Origin of the sequence: Rodentibacter caecimuris (assembly GCF_010587025.1) — a bacterium.
Taxonomy (GTDB): domain Bacteria; phylum Pseudomonadota; class Gammaproteobacteria; order Enterobacterales; family Pasteurellaceae; genus Rodentibacter; species Rodentibacter caecimuris.
Genome location: NZ_CP040863.1, coordinates 2,177,455 through 2,194,703 on the forward strand (window position 1 = coordinate 2,177,455; position 17,249 = coordinate 2,194,703).

The following is a 17,249-nucleotide window of genomic DNA, read 5'->3' on the forward strand; positions in this document are numbered from 1 at the left end:
AAGCGGGCTAAATGACTTAGCTCGCTTTTTTATTTTTAGCAATAGACTATTTAATCACACCACAGGCCATACGAGCACCGCCACCGCCAAGTGGGGCAGGGTGATCTGAGTGATTATCGCCGCCAGCATGAATCATAATGGAATGTCCACGAACCTCATCTAAATGTCTAATACGTGGCGCTAAAACTGGATTGGTTGCTGTGCCATCGTGTAATACGGTTAATGCCGGTAAATCCCCTAAATGGGCATTATCTTGCCAAGGATAGCCGTGTTGTTTGGTTTCTTTTGGATCCCAGTGACCACCGGCAGCCAAACCGGCAGTGAGTTTGCCGTCTTTTTCTTTCGGTTCACAGCTTGGATTCTGGTGGAGATGGAAACCGTGTAAACCTGCCGTTAAACCTTGTAAGTTTGGTGTGAAAACTAAACCGTAAGCAGATTCGGTGATCGTGACTGTTCCTATAGGTTTATTACCGTTGATCGGATCAAGTTGGTGTACTTTGACTTCAATTGATTTATCGGTTGCTTGTTGTGCATTTGCTAAGGCTGATGTGCACACGGCAGTTAATGTTAATGCTAAGAGGGTTTTGAGATTCATATAGACTCCTTTGTTGTTGAAGATTCTCCGTTATTATAATGAAATATTGGACAATTATCCGATAAGATTTATTGCGCAATTTTTAATGTTTGATAGAGATAGTGGCGATAGTCATTGACGAACTGGTTATTCGGACTATCTTCCAGTTTTCCTTCACTTAATCGACGCATCGCTTTATTGGCTTTCATAAAATCATCTTGTGCTGCTAATCCGGCAACATCCAACAATAGACCTCCTGCAAAGGCAAGATCGAGGAAATCTTGTTCTTGTTTGAATGGTGTTGTTACGTTACTTCTAACGACAAATTGAGTGATGTAATCAGGGAAAGGAAAATCGCCTTCTTTTGCCGGAATAGCGTTATCGAATGCCACTTGATGATCACCGAAATAGCCAAAAACAAAGGGCTTGTTGCGTTGATGTAAATATTCATCCATTTTTTCAATGGCTTCATTAAGCGCAACGATGCGTTGCGTATAGTCGTTTAATGACGAAATGCTTTTTGCCCCAATATTTGGCATTTCAAGGTTGTAGATATTTTCCATCTCAAGATCATAGGGACCGTGTTCACGCATAGTGAGCATATAAACAAACATCGGCTGAGTAACCTTTTCAAGTGCCGGATGTTTTTTCTCCAAAATCATACGCGTGTAATCCATCATTTCTTCGCTACTGATTGTCCACAAATTTTTGCTAAATGGCGCGGGATAGCCGAGATCTTGCGGCTGTAACATTAAATCGAAACCGAAATGATCATAGGCTGATTTTGCATTGTAGTTTCCCTTGGTAAAGGGTGAAAGCACCACACAGAAATAACCTTGCTCACGTAAATTTTTTACTAAACCGGATTGCATATGCGGTACAACGGAATAAAACACACCGCTGGCAAGGGCGCCAAAATCCGTAGAAGGTACACCGGCAAGGAAAGCAAATTCAGATTTCCAGGTTGCTCCGGCAAAGGTGTGGACGCGAAGTGGCGACATAAACACCGTATCTGATTGGCGTTCAAACATAGGTAATGGCGGAATGTTTTGTTTGGTGAAAGCAAACCGGTGCGGATTAAGCGTGGATTCTAATAATGCAACCACAATATCCGGTTTGGTTTCAGTATTGCTGTGAGATTTATTATCTGAAAGTGCGGTCATTTTGGCGGCAAAATTTTCACCATTTCCGCTAACTTGCGGTACTTTAAAGAAAATACCACGGCAAGACATCGGCAGATTCAAGAACACATCACGACCATCATCCGGTAACGAATCAAGCCAAACTTGAAGCGCATTTGGATTTTTTGAGTAATGCCACATTAAGCCGAAGCTAACTGTAAATAAAATTGCACCGAAAATATGCCCGATTGCGCCAAGGGATGCCACATCAGACCAAGCGAAAATTGCAAAACCGAGTAAAGCAAGTAGGCTAATAACACCACCAAGCGCTCCTTTATAGTGCATTAAGGTTTCCCAGTTTCGCCAATCCACAACAAGAAAGAAATCAGAAATAAGCAAAGGTTGTTTGTAATAATGAATTTTTAGGCGATGGAATAACATCAGTATCACAAAAAGCACTGAAGTAAAATTTAGTGCGCGTTGCCATTGTCCGGAAAGCGCAAGCATACCGCCGAAGAAAAACACAAAGAGCGAAATAGCGAAAAAGTACGTCCAGCGGTAATGGGAGTTGATGATAAAAATCACTGCGGCGATTGTGAATAAGGCTAAAAAAATGTAAGCAATCATGTCATTCCTAATTCTTAAAAAATATCGTTGGAGATGATAGAGACAAGGGTTGGGCGTGTCAAACACTACGATGGAATATTTGTTGGGGAAAAGTGCGGTTGATTTTCGAGAGGTTTTTGATAAAAAAATGGCGAGCCTGAATAGCAAGCCCGCCGATTTTACTTTCCGAGTAAAAATTAACGCAAAAATGCCGGAATATTTTTTTCGTATTCTGCGATTTTATCTTCGTGTTGAAGGGTTAAGCCGATATTATCTAAGCCGTTTAATAAGCAATGACGGCGGAATTCGTCCAATTCAAAGTGATAAACTGTGTCGCCTGTGGTAACCGTCATGGCTTCCAAATCTACATGAATTGGTTTGCCTTCATTTGCCCATACCCATTGGAAAATTTCTTCTACTTCTTGTTCGCTCAAACGAATCGGTAGCATGTGATTGTTCAAGCTATTGTTGTAGAAAATATCCGCAAAACTCGGGGCAATCATCACTTTAAAACCATAATCGGCAAGTGCCCATGGCGCGTGTTCACGGGACGAACCGCAACCGAGGTTTTTACGGGCGAGCAAAATTGTTGCGCCTTGATATTGTGGGAAATTCAGTACAAATTCCGGATTAGGCTGTGTGCCTTCTACATCTAAATAACGCCATTCATGGAATAAATGTTTGCCAAAACCTACACGTGTAATGGCTTGTAAAAATTGTTTTGGAATGATGGCATCGGTGTCCACATTGGCGGCATCCAAGGGGACTACTAAGCCTGAAAGTTGTTTAAATCCTGCCATTTTTGTTTCCTCTTAATTTAATACCACATCACGAATATCGACAAATTTACCGAACATTCCTGCTGCTGCTGCCATTGCCGGGCTGACTAAGTGTGTGCGTCCGTTGCGACCTTGGCGGCCTTCAAAGTTACGATTGCTGGTAGAGGCGCAGCGTTCCCATTCGCCTAAACGGTCATCGTTCATACCTAAACACATGGAGCAACCCGGGTTACGCCATTCCGCACCGGCTGCGATAAAGATTTTATCTAAGCCTTCTTTTTCCGCTTGTTCTTTTACCAAGCCGGAGCCCGGCACGACTAAAATACGTTTCACGTTATCTGCTTTTTTACGCCCTTTCATCACGGCTGCTGCGGCACGTAAATCTTCAATACGGGCATTAGTGCAAGAACCGATAAAGACTTGATCGACGGAAATATCCTTTAAATTAGTATTGGCTGCCAAACCAATATATTGTAAGGCTTTTTCTGCTGAAGCACGGGTAACGGGATCGTCCATTTCCGTTGGATTTGGCACGAGCTGATTGATGCCGATCACCTGACCGGGATTGGTTCCCCAAGTAACCTGTGGTGCAATATCTTTTGCTTCCAATGTAACCACGGTATCAAATTGTGCATTTTCATCGGATTTTAAGGTTTTCCAGTATTCAACGGCATCATCCCAATCTTTGCCCTTAGGTGCGTGAGGACGCCCTTTCAAGTATTCAAAAGTGGTTTCATCCGGGGCGATTAAGCCTGCTTTTGCCCCCATTTCAATCGCCATATTGCAAACGGTCATTCTGCCTTCCATCGAAAGATCACGAATCGCCTCACCACAAAATTCTACAACGTGTCCTGTCCCGCCCGCCATGGTGGTTTTGCCGATGATGGCAAGGATAATATCTTTGGCGGTAATGCCCGGTGCAACTTTGCCACGGACTTCAATTTTCATGCTTTTGGCACGGGCTTGCTTTAAGGTTTGTGTGGCTAAAACGTGTTCGACTTCTGATGTGCCGATACCGAATGCCAATGCGCCGAATGCGCCGTGGGTTGCGGTGTGTGAGTCACCGCAAACGATAGTCATACCCGGTAGGGTTAAACCTTGTTCGGGCCCCATCACGTGTACAATGCCTTGTTCTTTGGTATTCATATCGAATAGCTGAATACCGGTGGCTTTGGTATTTTTTTCAAGCTCTAATACCTGAATTTTTGCTTGCCCTTCTAATTTATTCACATCACGTACTTGGGTTGAAATACTATGATCCATGGTTCCGAATGTTTTGCCTACCTGACGAACTTGGCGGCCGGCAACACGTAAGCCGTCAAAGGCTTGCGGGCTGGTGACCTCGTGGATCAAATGACGGTTAATATACAAAATCGGCGTTTCGCCTTCCGCTTCGTACACAACGTGTGCATCGAATAATTTTTCATAAAGTGTTTTTGCCATAAGATTTTCTCTATTTAATTAGGATGAAAGTGCGGTTGAAAAACAAGTTAAATTTTGACCGCACTTTATGGATTAAATCGCTTCTGCAATCAAGGTGCCCATTTTCGCCGTGGAAATCGGTGTGGAATCATCGGCTAAATCCGCGGTGCGATAACCTGCCGACAGTACTTTTTGTACCACATTTTCAATGGCATCCGCCGCGTCGTTTAAGTTGAAACTATAACGTAACATCATTGCCGCCGACAAAATTTGTGCAATCGGGTTGGCAATGCCTTTGCCGGCGATATCCGGTGCAGAACCACCGGCAGGTTCGTATAACCCAAATCCCTCTTCATTTAAACTGGCGGAAGGTAACATTCCCATTGACCCCGTGATCATCGCCGCTTCGTCAGAAATAATATCGCCGAAAATGTTGGAGCAGAGCAGGACGTCAAACGATTCCGGCGCTTTAATTAGCTGCATAGTGGCATTGTCGATATACATATTCTCAACGGCGACTTCAGGATACTCCTTTGCAATTTCCGCCACGGTTTCGCGCCATAAGATAGAAGATTGCAACACATTGGCTTTATCTACGGAGGTGATATGTTTACGGCGTTTCATTGCCGCCTCAAAAGCGGCACGGGCAATGCGTTCGATTTCATATTTGTAATACACTTCCGTATCGAATGCTTTGGTTTGTGTGCCTTCTCCTTCACGACCTTTCGGCTGCCCGAAATAAATTCCCCCTGTTAGTTCTCGCACCACGACCATATCAAAGCCTTTCGCGGCAATATCTGCACGTAACGGACAGAATTTTTCTAACCCTTTGTAAAGGGTTGCCGGACGTAAGTTGCAGAATAATTTGAAATGTTTGCGCAATGGCAATAATGCACCTCGTTCCGGCTGTTGGTCTGGCGGTAAATTTGTCCATTTAGGGCCGCCTACAGAACCGAATAAAATCGCATCTGCGTTTTCACAACCTTTTAACGTTTCGCTAGGTAACGGCGTGCCACAGTGATCAATGGCGGCGCCTCCTACATAAAATTCATTAAAGTTGAATTTAATGGCGAATTTTTCTTGGATTTTATTGAGGACTTTAATCGCCTCTGCCATCACTTCAGGGCCGATTCCATCACCGGGGAGGACTGCGATGTTGTATGATTTCATTTTGGGTTTTCCTATTTTGTTTAAATTTTTATTTAGTAAATTAGTATCGGGTTTCGCCGATGGCGACCTACTTTCTTTTACTCGTGTAAAAGAAAGTAGGCAAAGAAAACACGCCCCAGTTAAATCGCTAATCTTTGCTTTATTGTCATTTTCTTAATGCTAAATTTGTAAACTCGCTACGCTCAAACAGTACAAATTTAGCTAAAAATGCCAAGTCGCAAAGGCGATTTATATGGGGCCCCGAATTAATCGGCACATTATTTGAAAAGTGTGGTTGGTTTTAACAATATTTTTAAGATATAAGAATATCTGGAATTTTAACCGCACTTTATCGGGTTCCCTTCTTTTCCGCCTTTGTGGAATTGAGTTTGTAGGAAATTTTCGTCTGTTTGAGCGTAGCGAGTTCAGAAAATTTCCGTTAAGCAAATTCAATGGAACAAAGGAAACAAGGAAAAGTAGGGGGCCTTTTTCTTTGCCTTCTTTCTTTTGGGCAAGCAAAAGAAAGAAGGTCACCCTTTCGGGCGAAATCCGAAACTAAAGTTAATGATGTTTATGACTCTTAATATCCGCAACTTTCTGAGATCGATAAATCGCATTAATCGCATGAACCAAGGCCAACGCAGAGGACTCCACAATATCCGTTGCCAAACCGACACCGTGGAATTTTCTGCCTTCATGCTCCACTACAATATCCACTTGCCCTAAGGCTTCCGCCCCCTCTCCCTTAGCGGTTAAATTATAGTGGGACATTTTGATCTCTAAGCCGGTTAAGTTTAAGATGGCGTTATATACTGCATCCACAGGACCGTTACCACCAATAGAGGAGGTGCTTAATTTTTCGCCGTCTAATTGTAATTGAACGAATGCTGTTGCCGGATATTCCTTGGTAGAATGGGCGGAAAGTTTATCCAACACTAAGCGATCTTCGTCACCTTGCTGCATATCGATAAAGGCTAAGGCTTCCAAGTCATAGTCGAATACTTGCCCTTTTTTATCCGCCAATTTTAAGAAGGCGTCATATAATTTATCCAAATCATAATCTTGCTCGGTGTAGCCCATATCGCTCATGTGACCTTTCACTGCGGCACGACCGGAGCGGGCGGTGAGGTTTAATTTTTCTTTTTTCAAACCAATACTTTCCGGTGACATAATTTCGTAAGTATTTTTGTTTTTCAACATACCGTCTTGGTGAATGCCGGAGGAATGGGCAAAGGCATTCGAACCTACGATGGCTTTATTTGGCTGAATTGGCATATTGCATAATTGGCTGACCATTTGGCTAACACGGTGGATTTCTTGCGTATTAATGCGGGTATCCACGCCAAACAATGCTTGGCGGGTTTTAATCGCCATAACGACTTCTTCAAGCGCGGTATTACCGGCACGTTCACCGATACCATTGACGGTACACTCAATTTGGCGCGCACCATTTTGTACGGCAGTTAAGGAATTGGCGGTTGCCATACCTAAGTCATTGTGGCAATGCACGGAAATAACGGCTTTATCAATATTCGGTACGCGATTACGAACTTGGGCAATAATATTGCCGTATTCTGTTGGCAAGCAGTAACCTACGGTATCGGGGATATTGACTGTTGTCGCACCTGCATTAATGGCAGCTTCCACAATACGACAAATATTGTCAATGCCGGTGCGCCCGGCATCTTCGCAGGAAAATTCTACATCATCAGTGTAATTGCGGGCACGTTTTACCGCCGCGACCGCCATTGCCACGACATCATCAAAAGTGCGTTTTAATTTGGCTTCCACGTGTAATGCGGAACTAGCAATGAAGGTGTGAATACGAAAGACCTCCGCGACTTTTAATGCTTCGTAGGCGGCATCAATATCTTTATCAACCGCACGGGATAAGGCAGCCACGCGGGAACGTTTAATATGACGGGCAATAGTTTGTACCGATTCAAAATCTCCCTGAGAGGATACCGGAAAACCGACTTCCATCACATCCACCCCTAAGCGCTCCAAAGCCAAGGCAATTTGCAATTTTTCTTTTACAGTCAAGCTCGCTTTTAATGCTTGTTCTCCGTCACGCAAGGTGGTATCAAAAATAATTACGCGATCTGTCATAATAATATCCTTCTAAAATCACTCCGAAAGTGCGGTTATTTTTGCAAAATTTTTTAAACAAAAACCCGCAATTCTATGAAGTGCGGGTTTATCAAAAAAGGGGATTTATATTTAATTGTTTTTCATCCACAACTTAGCCGCACAAAGAATGTGTGAGCAGCAGGTTGAGGGATAAAGAAACAGAAGAAAACATAAAAATCCTATCAAAATTTGTTGTAAAACGCTTGTTATGTTACGAATAAATAAAAAACTGTCAAATAATTTTTTAGCGTTTTATCTCTCTTGTTGTGTTATTGATAATACATTGATAGTTAAATTATCTTTTTATTATTTTATTTTTAGAATAATATTCTGTTGTTTTTGGGGGCGGGCTGTTTTTTCTCTGTCTTTTATTTATTTCTAAGAGTGTAAAAAAATCATCAGTTTTTTTATTTTTACGATCTTTCTCGCAAAAATACGCTGAAACACTCGCAACTTTTTAAGTTGTTTGAATAATTAGGGATTTATTGCAGGAAGGATGAGGAAAATAATGGAACATATTAATGAAACTTTACTTCGTTTGATGCAAATACCTAAATTAGGCGGTGTGGCGATTAATAAAATTCTGTCAGCCATGACATTAGATGACTTGGTAAACGCAGATGAAAACGTTTTTCGCCAAATGGGATGGGGGGCGATTCAGATTCGTCGTTGGTTTAAACCAGAAAAAAAATTTATGGAATCGGCTCTCCTTTGGGCGGAAAAAGAAGGAAATCATTTGGTGAACTATTTTTCTCCCTTTTATCCTTTTTTGTTAAAACAAATTGGAAGTTTTCCCCCTATCTTGTTTGTTAAGGGAAATGTAACGGCAATTTCTCAGCGCCAAATGGCTGTGGTAGGCAGTCGCTATTGTTCGTCTTACGGAGAATATTGGGCAAAGTATTTTGCTACAGAACTCTCTTTTGCCGGTTTTACCATTACAAGCGGATTGGCATTAGGTATTGACGGATATTGTCATCAAGCGGTGGTGGATGTAAAAGGACAGACCATTGCTGTTTTAGGGAGCGGATTAGAGGAAGTTTATCCGGCAAATAATCGACGGCTTGCTGAACAAATTTTAGAAAACAATGGGGCGTTGGTTTCGGAATTTATGCCAAACCAGCCTCCGATTGCAACAAATTTTCCCCGTCGTAATCGTATTATTAGCGGTCTTTCTGTGGGGACGTTGATAGTTGAAGCCACTGAAAAAAGCGGTTCGTTAATTACAGCACGTTATGCGTTGGAACAAAATCGGGAAATTTTCGCCATACCCGGCAATATTCAAAGTGAGTTTAGTCAAGGGTGTAATCGTTTGATTAAGCAAGGGGCTATGTTGGTAGAAAATGTGAAAGATATTTTAGAAGCCTTGCATCAACATTCTCTCCATAGCCAAACAGAGATTGATTTTAGTCAGATTGAAAGCGAAAATTATAAGCCACCTTTGTATTCTCATCGGTTAATTGAAGCACCAAGCCATCCGAAACTTTATGCGAGAATTGGTTATACTCCGGTGAGTATTGATGATCTTGCTCAAGAGTTTGGTTTTAGTGTAGAGGTATTGTTGGTGCAACTTTTAGATTTGGAATTACAGGATTTGATTCTCAATGAAAATGGACTTTATAAACGAGTGTAGAAATATGTTAAGATAGCACCTCAGTTTTATTGAGGATAAACTATGTTAGCTATTATTTCCCCGGCAAAGACCTTAGATTTTGAAAGTGCGGTCAGAAAATTCCCTGTTTTTCAACCGCACTTAACCGATTATAGCGAGCAATTAATTGAAATTTGCCGTCAACTTTCTCCACAAGATATTGCTTCACTAATGTCCATTAGTGATAAACTTGCCGGTTTAAATGCAGCACGTTTTACCGCGTGGACAAAAGAACACAATGAACAAAATTCCCGCGCGGCTATTTTGGCTTTTAAAGGCGATGTTTACACAGGATTGGATGCCGAAACCTTATCTGATGAGGATATTAGTTTTGCACAATCCCATCTTCGTATGTTATCGGGTTTATATGGTTTACTTCGACCTCTTGATTTGATGCAGCCTTATCGCTTGGAAATGGGGACAAAATTAGTGAACGCCAAAGGCAAGGATCTTTATGCATTTTGGGGTAATGTAATCACCCAAGCCGTGCAACAGGCGCTTGATGAGCAGGGCGACAATGTGTTGGTAAATCTTGCTTCCGATGAATATTATAAGTCCGTAAAAGAAAACGGACTTCAGGCTTATATTGTAAAACCGATTTTTTTGGATAATAAAAATGGTCGTTATAAAGTTGTTAGTTTTTATGCGAAGAAAGCTCGTGGATTAATGTGTCGTTATATGATTCAAAACCGTTTAACCCGTGTTGAACAATTAAAAGACTTTGATTTGGGGGGATATTGGTTTGATGCAACGGCTTCTACTGAAAATGAATTGGTATTTAAGCGAGACCATAATGAATAAAATTCTTGTTATTTTGAGCGCACTTTTACTTTCAGCTTGCGTAGGCACTCCTTCTCAATTGGATGCACCGAATCAAGTTAAATATCACGGTAAAATTTACCAAATGGCGAGTGGACAAGATTTAGACTCGGTAGTACGTTACATTTATTTGAGTAAGCCCGATACCTTAGAAAAATGGCAATCCCAGATAGAATTGTTGTTGGATCGTAATAAACAACATCGTGATATTAAAGAACGTATTACATTACGCGAACGAATTTATCGTAATACAGATGTTGTATCATTCAAATTGCTTCCGATTAGAAATGAAAAAACAAAGAAAGATGAAGGCTTGAAGGGCTATGTTGTTTATGCACCTACGGATAAAGAACCTTCTTGGCAAGTGAATATCATGATGGGAAAAGATATTCCTCAATGCGGTTTTGTTCAATTTCAGTATTCACAAAAAGTAAAAAATAGCCGACGCTTAAATAATAAAAAAGCGTTACAGCATTTAAAGAAATATTTGATTGATAAAGAAATGAAAACTTTAGGAAAACTGGATTGGCAATGGTATTGCCAAAATCTAAAGTAACCTAGAATCAAAGTATATTTAGAACAAGGGATAAGATTTCCAAATTTTTATAGAGCAGTATATGTGAATGGTGTAATCTTAACGACATTTCCGATTTGATTAAATTTAACTTAAACAGGTGGTATATGATTAAAAAAATTGCAGTATTGACCAGTGGTGGTGATGCGCCCGGCATGAATGCCGCGATCCGTGGTGTCGTGCGTTCAGCGTTATCGGAAGGCTTGGAAGTATTCGGTATTTATGACGGCTACCAAGGCTTGTATAACAACAAAATTAAGCAATTAAATCGCTTTAGCGTGTCCGATATTATTAATCGAGGCGGTACATTTTTAGGTTCTGCGCGGTTCCCTGAGTTTAAGGATGAGTCAGTTCGTACGAAATGTGCTAAGATTTTACGTTCACACGGTATTGATGCATTAGTGGTTATTGGTGGGGATGGTTCTTACATGGGGGCAAAACTTTTAACGGAAGAGCATGGTTTTCCTTGTGTAGGGATTCCCGGTACGATAGATAATGACGTTGCGGGAACCGATTACACGATTGGCTATCAAACCGCACTACAAACAGCAGTCGATGCTATTGACCGTTTGCGTGATACGTCAAGTTCTCACCAACGGATTTCGATCGTAGAAATTATGGGACGTCACTGTAGTGATTTAACTATTTCTGCCGGTATTGCTGGGGGCTGTGAATATATCGTAGCTTCTGAGGTGGAGTTTAATCGCGAAGAGCTTATTCAGCAAATTGAAAGTAGTATTATGCGGGGTAAACGCCATGCGATTGTTGCGATCACAGAGTTAATTACGGATGTTCATTCTCTTGCAAAAGAGATTGAAGCGAGAGTTAACCAGGAAACCCGGGCAACCGTATTAGGACACATTCAACGTGGCGGAGCACCTTGTGCTTTTGACCGTATTTTGGCTTCACGTATGGGAGTGTATGCAGTAGACCTTCTTCTTCAAGGTAAAGGCGGTTATTGTGTAGGCATTCAAAATGAGCAACTTGTTCACCACGATATTATTGATGCAATTAATAATATGCGGCGTGAATTTAAACAAGATTGGTTACAAATGGCGAAACGCCTAGAGTAATAAAAAATAAGAGTGCGGTTGTTTTTACAACCGTATTTTTAATCGACAAGTAAAGTTTTAAAAAGCGCTTTTAAAGATAAGACTTGCAATTGATAAATTCATGCGTTTTTATAATATAAAAATGTGATTTCCCTTTGACTATTTTCGTTACAACAGGTAATATTCACGCCCTATGCAAAAGGTAAAACTACCCTTAACCATTGATCCGGTTAAAGATGCGCAACAAAGAATTGATTATGAGGGCTATTATTCGATTAATCAATTGGTGCGTTTGGCTGAATCTGTGGTAAATGTGCTTAGCGATGCACAGGTAACATTATCGTTTTATATTGATCCGCAAAAATTAGCGGTGATGAAAGGTAAAGCACAGGTTGAGGTTGAATTGGAATGTCAGCGTTGTGGAGAGCCTTTCAAACAGAAATTGGAATGTGAATTCACATACAGTCCGGTAGTTAATTGGGATCAAGCTGATGTATTGCCTGAAATTTATGAACCAATCGAATTAAATGAGTTTGGTGAAATAGATTTACTTGGCACGGTGGAGGATGAGTTAATTTTAGCTCTACCACTTGTACCGAAGCATTCATCTGAACACTGTGAAGTGTCCGCGCAGGAACAGGTTTTTGGCAAATTGCCGGAAGAATTGGCAAAAAAACCGAACCCGTTCGCTGTATTAGCTAATTTAAAGCAAAAGTAAATTAAATTTAATTTAGGAGTATAGCCAATGGCTGTTCAACAAAACAAAAAATCTCGTTCACGTCGTGATATGCGTCGTTCACACGATGCGTTAACTACCGCTGCAGTATCAGTGGATAAAGCAAGCGGTGAAACTCATTTACGCCACCACGTAACTGCAGACGGTTACTACCGTGGTCGTAAAGTGATCAATAAGTAATTTTTACTTACAGGTATTCACTTGACTCGTCTAACCTTAGCGTTAGATCTGATGGGCGGGGACATTGGTCCCCGTACTACTATCCCCGCATCTCTTCTTGCATTGGAAAAAAATCCAAGGCTTTCTTTACTTCTGTTTGGTGATTACCAACAGATTTCTCCTTTGTTAAAAGATTGCTCTAAAGCACTTTTAGAGCGAGTACAAATTCGACATTGCACAAGGATTATTGATAACCACCAGGGTATTTCTTACGCTTTACGTCATAGCAAAGGTACTTCCATGCGTTTGGCTCTTGAAGCGGTTAAAGATGGTTTGGCACAAGGTTGTGTCAGTGCGGGAAATACCGGTGCATTAATGGGATTGTCGAAGATTTTATTGCAGCCCCTTAAAGGTATTGCCCGCCCGGCTTTAGTTTCAATGATCCCAACTATGGGGAGGGGGAAATCTGTCATGTTGGATTTGGGGGCTAACATTGAATGTGATGCAGAAAATCTTTATCAATTTGCTATAATGGGAAGCATTTTCGCAGAGCATAGACTGAATTTAGTTTATCCCCGAATTGGATTATTAAATATTGGTGTTGAAGAAATTAAAGGTCATCAATTTATTCGTGATGCAGCAAATCTATTAGAAAAATCGACCGCACTTAATTATATTGGGTTTATTGAGGGCGATTTATTACTGAACGGCAAAGCGGATGTGATTGTCAGCGACGGTTTTTCAGGAAATATTGCACTGAAAACTTTAGAGGGGGCCGCGAAAAATGTGTTGTCCCTATTTAACGAACAACCCAAACACCGTTATTTAAAACCCGTTTTTTCGTGGACGGTTCGTCACTTGTTTCAGAGAGGCTATCAGCGTTTGAAACATATTAATCCCGATGAATATAATGGTGCCTCACTTATTGGCTTAAACTCAGTGGTGGTAAAGAGTCACGGTAGCGCAAATGTGAATGCGTTTGCTCAGGCCATTGCTGATGCGGCTTTTCAAGCCCGCCTACAATTCCCTGAAAAAATATTGGCGGGCTTAGCACGTTATTAATGACTTAATTTATTTGATTATGAATAGCAGAATTTTATCTACCGGTAGCTATTTACCGAGTCGTATTCGCACTAATGCGGATCTTGAGAAAATGGTTGATACTTCGGACGAATGGATTGTTACTCGTTCAGGTATTCGTGAACGTCGTATTGCCGATGAAAATGAAACTGTGGCAACAATGGGTTTTGAGGCAGCAAAAAAAGCAATTGAATATGCCAAAATTAGCCCTCAACATATTGATTTAATTATTGTTGCTACCACTAGCAGCTCTCATGCTTACCCGAGTGCTGCTTGTCAAATCCAAGGGTTGTTGGAAATTGATGACGCTATTTCTTTCGATTTAGCCGCTGCTTGTACCGGTTTTGTTTATGCGTTAAGTGTTGCTGACCAATTTATTCGTACGGGTAAAGTAAAAACAGCTTTAGTCGTGGGATCTGATCTTAATTCTCGTAAATTAGATGAAACAGATCGTAGCACGGTTGTATTATTTGGTGATGGCGCCGGTGCTGTAATTTTAGAGGCAAGCGAACAAGAGGGGATTATCTCTACTCATCTACACGCTTCCGCAGATAAACACAATGGGTTGGTTTTGTCTCAACCTGAGCGTGGTGTGGAAAAATCCGGTTATATTGAAATGCAGGGTAATGAAACCTTTAAACTTGCAGTGCGTGAACTTTCCAATGTAGTTGAGGAAACCTTAGCCGCAAATAATTTAGATAAAGAAGATTTAGATTGGCTTGTGCCACATCAAGCAAATTTACGCATTATCAGCGCAACGGCGAAAAAACTGGAAATGAATATGTCGCAAGTGGTTGTTACGTTAGATAAATATGCGAATAATAGTGCGGCAACAGTACCGGTAGCATTGGATGAAGCAGTGCGTGATGGTCGTATTCAACGAGGGCAGTTGTTACTATTAGAAGCCTTTGGCGGTGGTTGGACTTGGGGTTCAGCATTGGTGCGTTTCTAATAATTTTGTTAGAATCGCAGTGAAATTGTTGGAAAGTGCGGTTAAATTTGACCGCACTTTTTGATATATGCAATCATGAATACCGATTTTTATCAAAGAAATATTTCAATTTAGAATAAATAGGAAAAAAGAATGAAAAAATTTGCAATGGTCTTCCCAGGGCAGGGATCTCAGAGTATTGGTATGCTTGCTGAGCTTGCCGACGAATATCCAATTGTTATTGAAACCTTTAAACAAGCCTCTGATGTGCTTGGCTATGATTTATGGCAACTTGCTCAACAAGGTCCGGTAGAAGAGCTTAATAAAACATGGCAAACCCAGCCTGCATTGTTGGCAGCCTCTGTTGCTATTTATCGTGTATGGCAAGAAAAATATCCGCAATTTAAGCCGGAAGTGATGGCAGGTCATAGTTTAGGCGAGTATTCCGCATTAGTTTGCGCAGGCGTACTGAATTTTCAAGATGCCATTAAATTGGTGGAATTACGTGGTAAATTAATGCAACAAGCAGTACCTGAGGGCACTGGTGCGATGTATGCGATCATCGGCTTAGACAATGAGTCTATTATTAATGCTTGTAAACAGGCAGAACAAGGTGAAGTGGTGTCAGCTGTGAATTTTAACTCACCGGGACAAGTGGTGATTGCAGGAGCAAAAGCAGCAGTAGAGCGCGCTGCTGCATTGTGTAAAGAGGCGGGGGCGAAGCGCGCATTGCCGTTAGCAGTGAGCGTACCATCACATTGTGCATTGATGAAACCGGCTGCGGATAAATTAGCAACTACATTAGAAACAATAGCAGTGAATATTCCGGAGATCGCAGTAATTAATAATGTTGATGTTGCAACAGAATCTGAAAGTGCCGCTATTCGTATGGCTCTTATTCGTCAACTTTACAGTCCTGTACGTTGGACGGAAACCGTAGAAAAAATGGCGCAAGACGGTGTACAGGTATTGCTGGAAATAGGTCCCGGTAAGGTATTAAACGGATTAACAAAACGTATTGTGAGTGATTTTCAGGCAATATCGGTGAATGATCTTGCATCACTTAATTCAGTTGAAGAACTATTAGTATAGAGGAGAGAAAAATGCAAGGTAAAATTGCGTTAGTAACGGGGGCAACGCGTGGTATTGGTCGTGCGATTGCCGAAGAATTGGTTTTAAAGGGCGCATTTGTAATTGGTACGGCGACTTCTGAAAAAGGCGCAGAAACAATTTCTGCATACTTGGGTGAAAAAGGTAAAGGTCTAGTATTAAACGTGGCGGATAAAGCCTCTATCGAAACGATGTTGGAACAAATTAAAAATGATTTTGGCGACATTGATATTTTGGTGAATAATGCGGGTATTACACGTGATAATTTACTCATGCGTATGAAAGATGATGAATGGTTTGATATTATGCAAACTAATTTAACTTCTATATATCATCTTTCTAAATCCATGTTGCGTTCAATGATGAAAAAGCGTTTTGGCCGTATTATTAACATTGGTTCTGTGGTTGGCTCAACGGGAAATCCGGGACAAAGTAACTATTGTGCGGCGAAAGCAGGAGTGATTGGATTCTCAAAAGCATTAGCAAAAGAAGTCGCATCCCGTGGGATTACTGTAAATGTTGTAGCACCGGGTTTTATCGCAACGGATATGACAGAAGTTTTAACGGATGAACAGAAATCAAGTATTCTTTCTAACGTACCGGCAGGACGTTTGGGAGATGCGAAAGATATTGCGAAAGCCGTTGCGTTCTTGGCATCTGATGAGGCGGCCTATATCACTGGCACGACCTTACATGTGAATGGTGGGCTACATATGAGCTAACTCCTTGATGGAGCTGGTTATTTGTTGTTAGGCGATTTCTCCTTATAAAATCATAGCCAAAGATTTTAGATAATGTTAAAATCAGCCTCGCAACATAATTTGGTTATGCCTTGAATGTGTAAAAGGTATATCGTTATTTTCTCTGTATGTATTTTGCTTGTGCTTTTGTGGTGCGACCACTTATGAAAAGATTGCAAGAATATTAAAAATTCATACACTAACCGCTCAGCAATGAGTTATAACAACATAGGAAAAACAAATGAGCATTGAAGAACGCGTAAAAAAAATCATCGTTGAACAATTAGGTGTTAAAGAAGAAGATGTGAAACCTGAAGCTTCTTTCGTTGAAGATTTAGGTGCGGACTCTTTAGATACAGTTGAATTGGTTATGGCTTTGGAAGAGGAATTTGATATTGAAATTCCGGATGAAGAAGCGGAAAAAATCACAACTGTTCAATCTGCGATTGACTACGTTCAAAATAATCAATAATTTCAAGTTGGGCGACCTTTTTAGGTCGCCTAATTTTTTTACCTAATTCCCTCTTTAAAATAGACCGCACTTTATTTTTAATGAGTTATTTCGTTGCTGCTTTCTGAAATTGATATAGAACAATAAGTTATCGAATACTACTTAATT

Annotated in this window: 17 protein-coding genes; 11 read left to right on the plus strand and 6 right to left on the minus strand. The window is 40.9% G+C overall.

Features of this window, described 5'->3' with window-relative positions; translation table 11 throughout:
- Positions 1–46: 46 nt before the first annotated feature.
- The 6 genes from sodC to leuA all read right to left on the minus strand — a co-directional run bounded on the left by sodC (position 47) and on the right by leuA (position 7,760).
- Positions 47–595, minus strand: coding sequence for a superoxide dismutase family protein (gene sodC, locus FEE42_RS10740; RefSeq protein ID WP_164028532.1), 549 nt, complete (start codon positions 593–595; stop codon positions 47–49).
- A gap of 68 nt (positions 596–663) precedes the next feature.
- A complete protein-coding gene (locus FEE42_RS10745) occupies positions 664–2,322 on the minus strand; it encodes an LTA synthase family protein (RefSeq protein WP_164028534.1) in 1,659 nt (552 codons plus the stop codon).
- 176 nt (positions 2,323–2,498) lie between these two features.
- Positions 2,499–3,101 (minus strand): 3-isopropylmalate dehydratase small subunit, encoded by a 603-nt coding sequence (leuD, locus tag FEE42_RS10750; RefSeq protein ID WP_059367596.1) that lies wholly within the window; start codon positions 3,099–3,101, stop codon positions 2,499–2,501.
- A gap of 12 nt (positions 3,102–3,113) precedes the next feature.
- Positions 3,114–4,523, minus strand: a complete 1,410-nt coding sequence (leuC, locus tag FEE42_RS10755) for a 3-isopropylmalate dehydratase large subunit (protein ID WP_164028536.1) — start codon at positions 4,521–4,523, stop codon at positions 3,114–3,116.
- A 72-nt stretch (positions 4,524–4,595) separates the two neighbouring features.
- Positions 4,596–5,672: a 3-isopropylmalate dehydrogenase gene (gene leuB, locus FEE42_RS10760; protein WP_164028538.1), complete on the minus strand. Its 1,077-nt coding sequence runs from the start codon at positions 5,670–5,672 to the stop codon at positions 4,596–4,598.
- Between the two features lie 540 nt (positions 5,673–6,212).
- Entirely contained in the window at positions 6,213–7,760 is a 1,548-nt protein-coding gene (leuA, locus tag FEE42_RS10765; RefSeq protein WP_164028540.1) for a 2-isopropylmalate synthase, read from the minus strand.
- Between the two features lie 529 nt (positions 7,761–8,289).
- Here leuA and dprA point away from each other — a divergent pair.
- The 11 genes from dprA to acpP all read left to right on the plus strand — a co-directional run bounded on the left by dprA (position 8,290) and on the right by acpP (position 17,102).
- A complete protein-coding gene (gene dprA / locus FEE42_RS10770) occupies positions 8,290–9,411 on the plus strand; it encodes a DNA-processing protein DprA (RefSeq protein WP_164028542.1) in 1,122 nt (373 codons plus the stop codon).
- A gap of 42 nt (positions 9,412–9,453) precedes the next feature.
- A complete protein-coding gene (yaaA, locus tag FEE42_RS10775; protein ID WP_164028544.1) occupies positions 9,454–10,230 on the plus strand; it encodes a peroxide stress protein YaaA in 777 nt (258 codons plus the stop codon).
- A complete protein-coding gene (locus FEE42_RS10780) occupies positions 10,223–10,804 on the plus strand; it encodes a hypothetical protein (protein ID WP_164028546.1) in 582 nt (193 codons plus the stop codon). The genes yaaA and FEE42_RS10780 overlap by 8 nt, the downstream gene beginning before the upstream one ends.
- A 125-nt stretch (positions 10,805–10,929) precedes the next feature.
- On the plus strand, positions 10,930–11,895 hold the full coding sequence (pfkA, locus tag FEE42_RS10785) for a 6-phosphofructokinase (RefSeq protein ID WP_059367579.1): 966 nt from the start codon (positions 10,930–10,932) through the stop codon (positions 11,893–11,895).
- A 172-nt stretch (positions 11,896–12,067) separates the two neighbouring features.
- The gene (gene yceD, locus FEE42_RS10790) at positions 12,068–12,592 is read left to right on the plus strand and encodes a 23S rRNA accumulation protein YceD (RefSeq protein ID WP_164028548.1); all 525 of its coding nucleotides are present in this window, start codon (positions 12,068–12,070) and stop codon (positions 12,590–12,592) included.
- 27 nt (positions 12,593–12,619) lie between these two features.
- Positions 12,620–12,790 (plus strand): 50S ribosomal protein L32, encoded by a 171-nt coding sequence (gene rpmF, locus FEE42_RS10795; RefSeq protein ID WP_005544470.1) that lies wholly within the window; start codon positions 12,620–12,622, stop codon positions 12,788–12,790.
- 21 nt (positions 12,791–12,811) lie between these two features.
- On the plus strand, positions 12,812–13,831 hold the full coding sequence (gene plsX, locus FEE42_RS10800; RefSeq protein ID WP_164028550.1) for a phosphate acyltransferase PlsX: 1,020 nt from the start codon (positions 12,812–12,814) through the stop codon (positions 13,829–13,831).
- A 19-nt stretch (positions 13,832–13,850) separates the two neighbouring features.
- Entirely contained in the window at positions 13,851–14,801 is a 951-nt protein-coding gene (locus tag FEE42_RS10805; protein ID WP_059367572.1) for a beta-ketoacyl-ACP synthase III, read from the plus strand.
- Positions 14,802–14,933: 132 nt separating this feature from the next.
- Positions 14,934–15,872 carry an ACP S-malonyltransferase gene (fabD, locus tag FEE42_RS10810; RefSeq protein ID WP_059367569.1) on the plus strand — a complete coding sequence of 313 codons (939 nt, stop codon included), beginning with the start codon at positions 14,934–14,936 and terminating at the stop codon, positions 15,870–15,872.
- A gap of 11 nt (positions 15,873–15,883) precedes the next feature.
- Entirely contained in the window at positions 15,884–16,612 is a 729-nt protein-coding gene (gene fabG, locus FEE42_RS10815; protein WP_059367564.1) for a 3-oxoacyl-ACP reductase FabG, read from the plus strand.
- A gap of 259 nt (positions 16,613–16,871) precedes the next feature.
- Positions 16,872–17,102: an acyl carrier protein gene (gene acpP / locus FEE42_RS10820; RefSeq protein ID WP_005544465.1), complete on the plus strand. Its 231-nt coding sequence runs from the start codon at positions 16,872–16,874 to the stop codon at positions 17,100–17,102.
- Positions 17,103–17,249 lie beyond the last annotated feature (147 nt).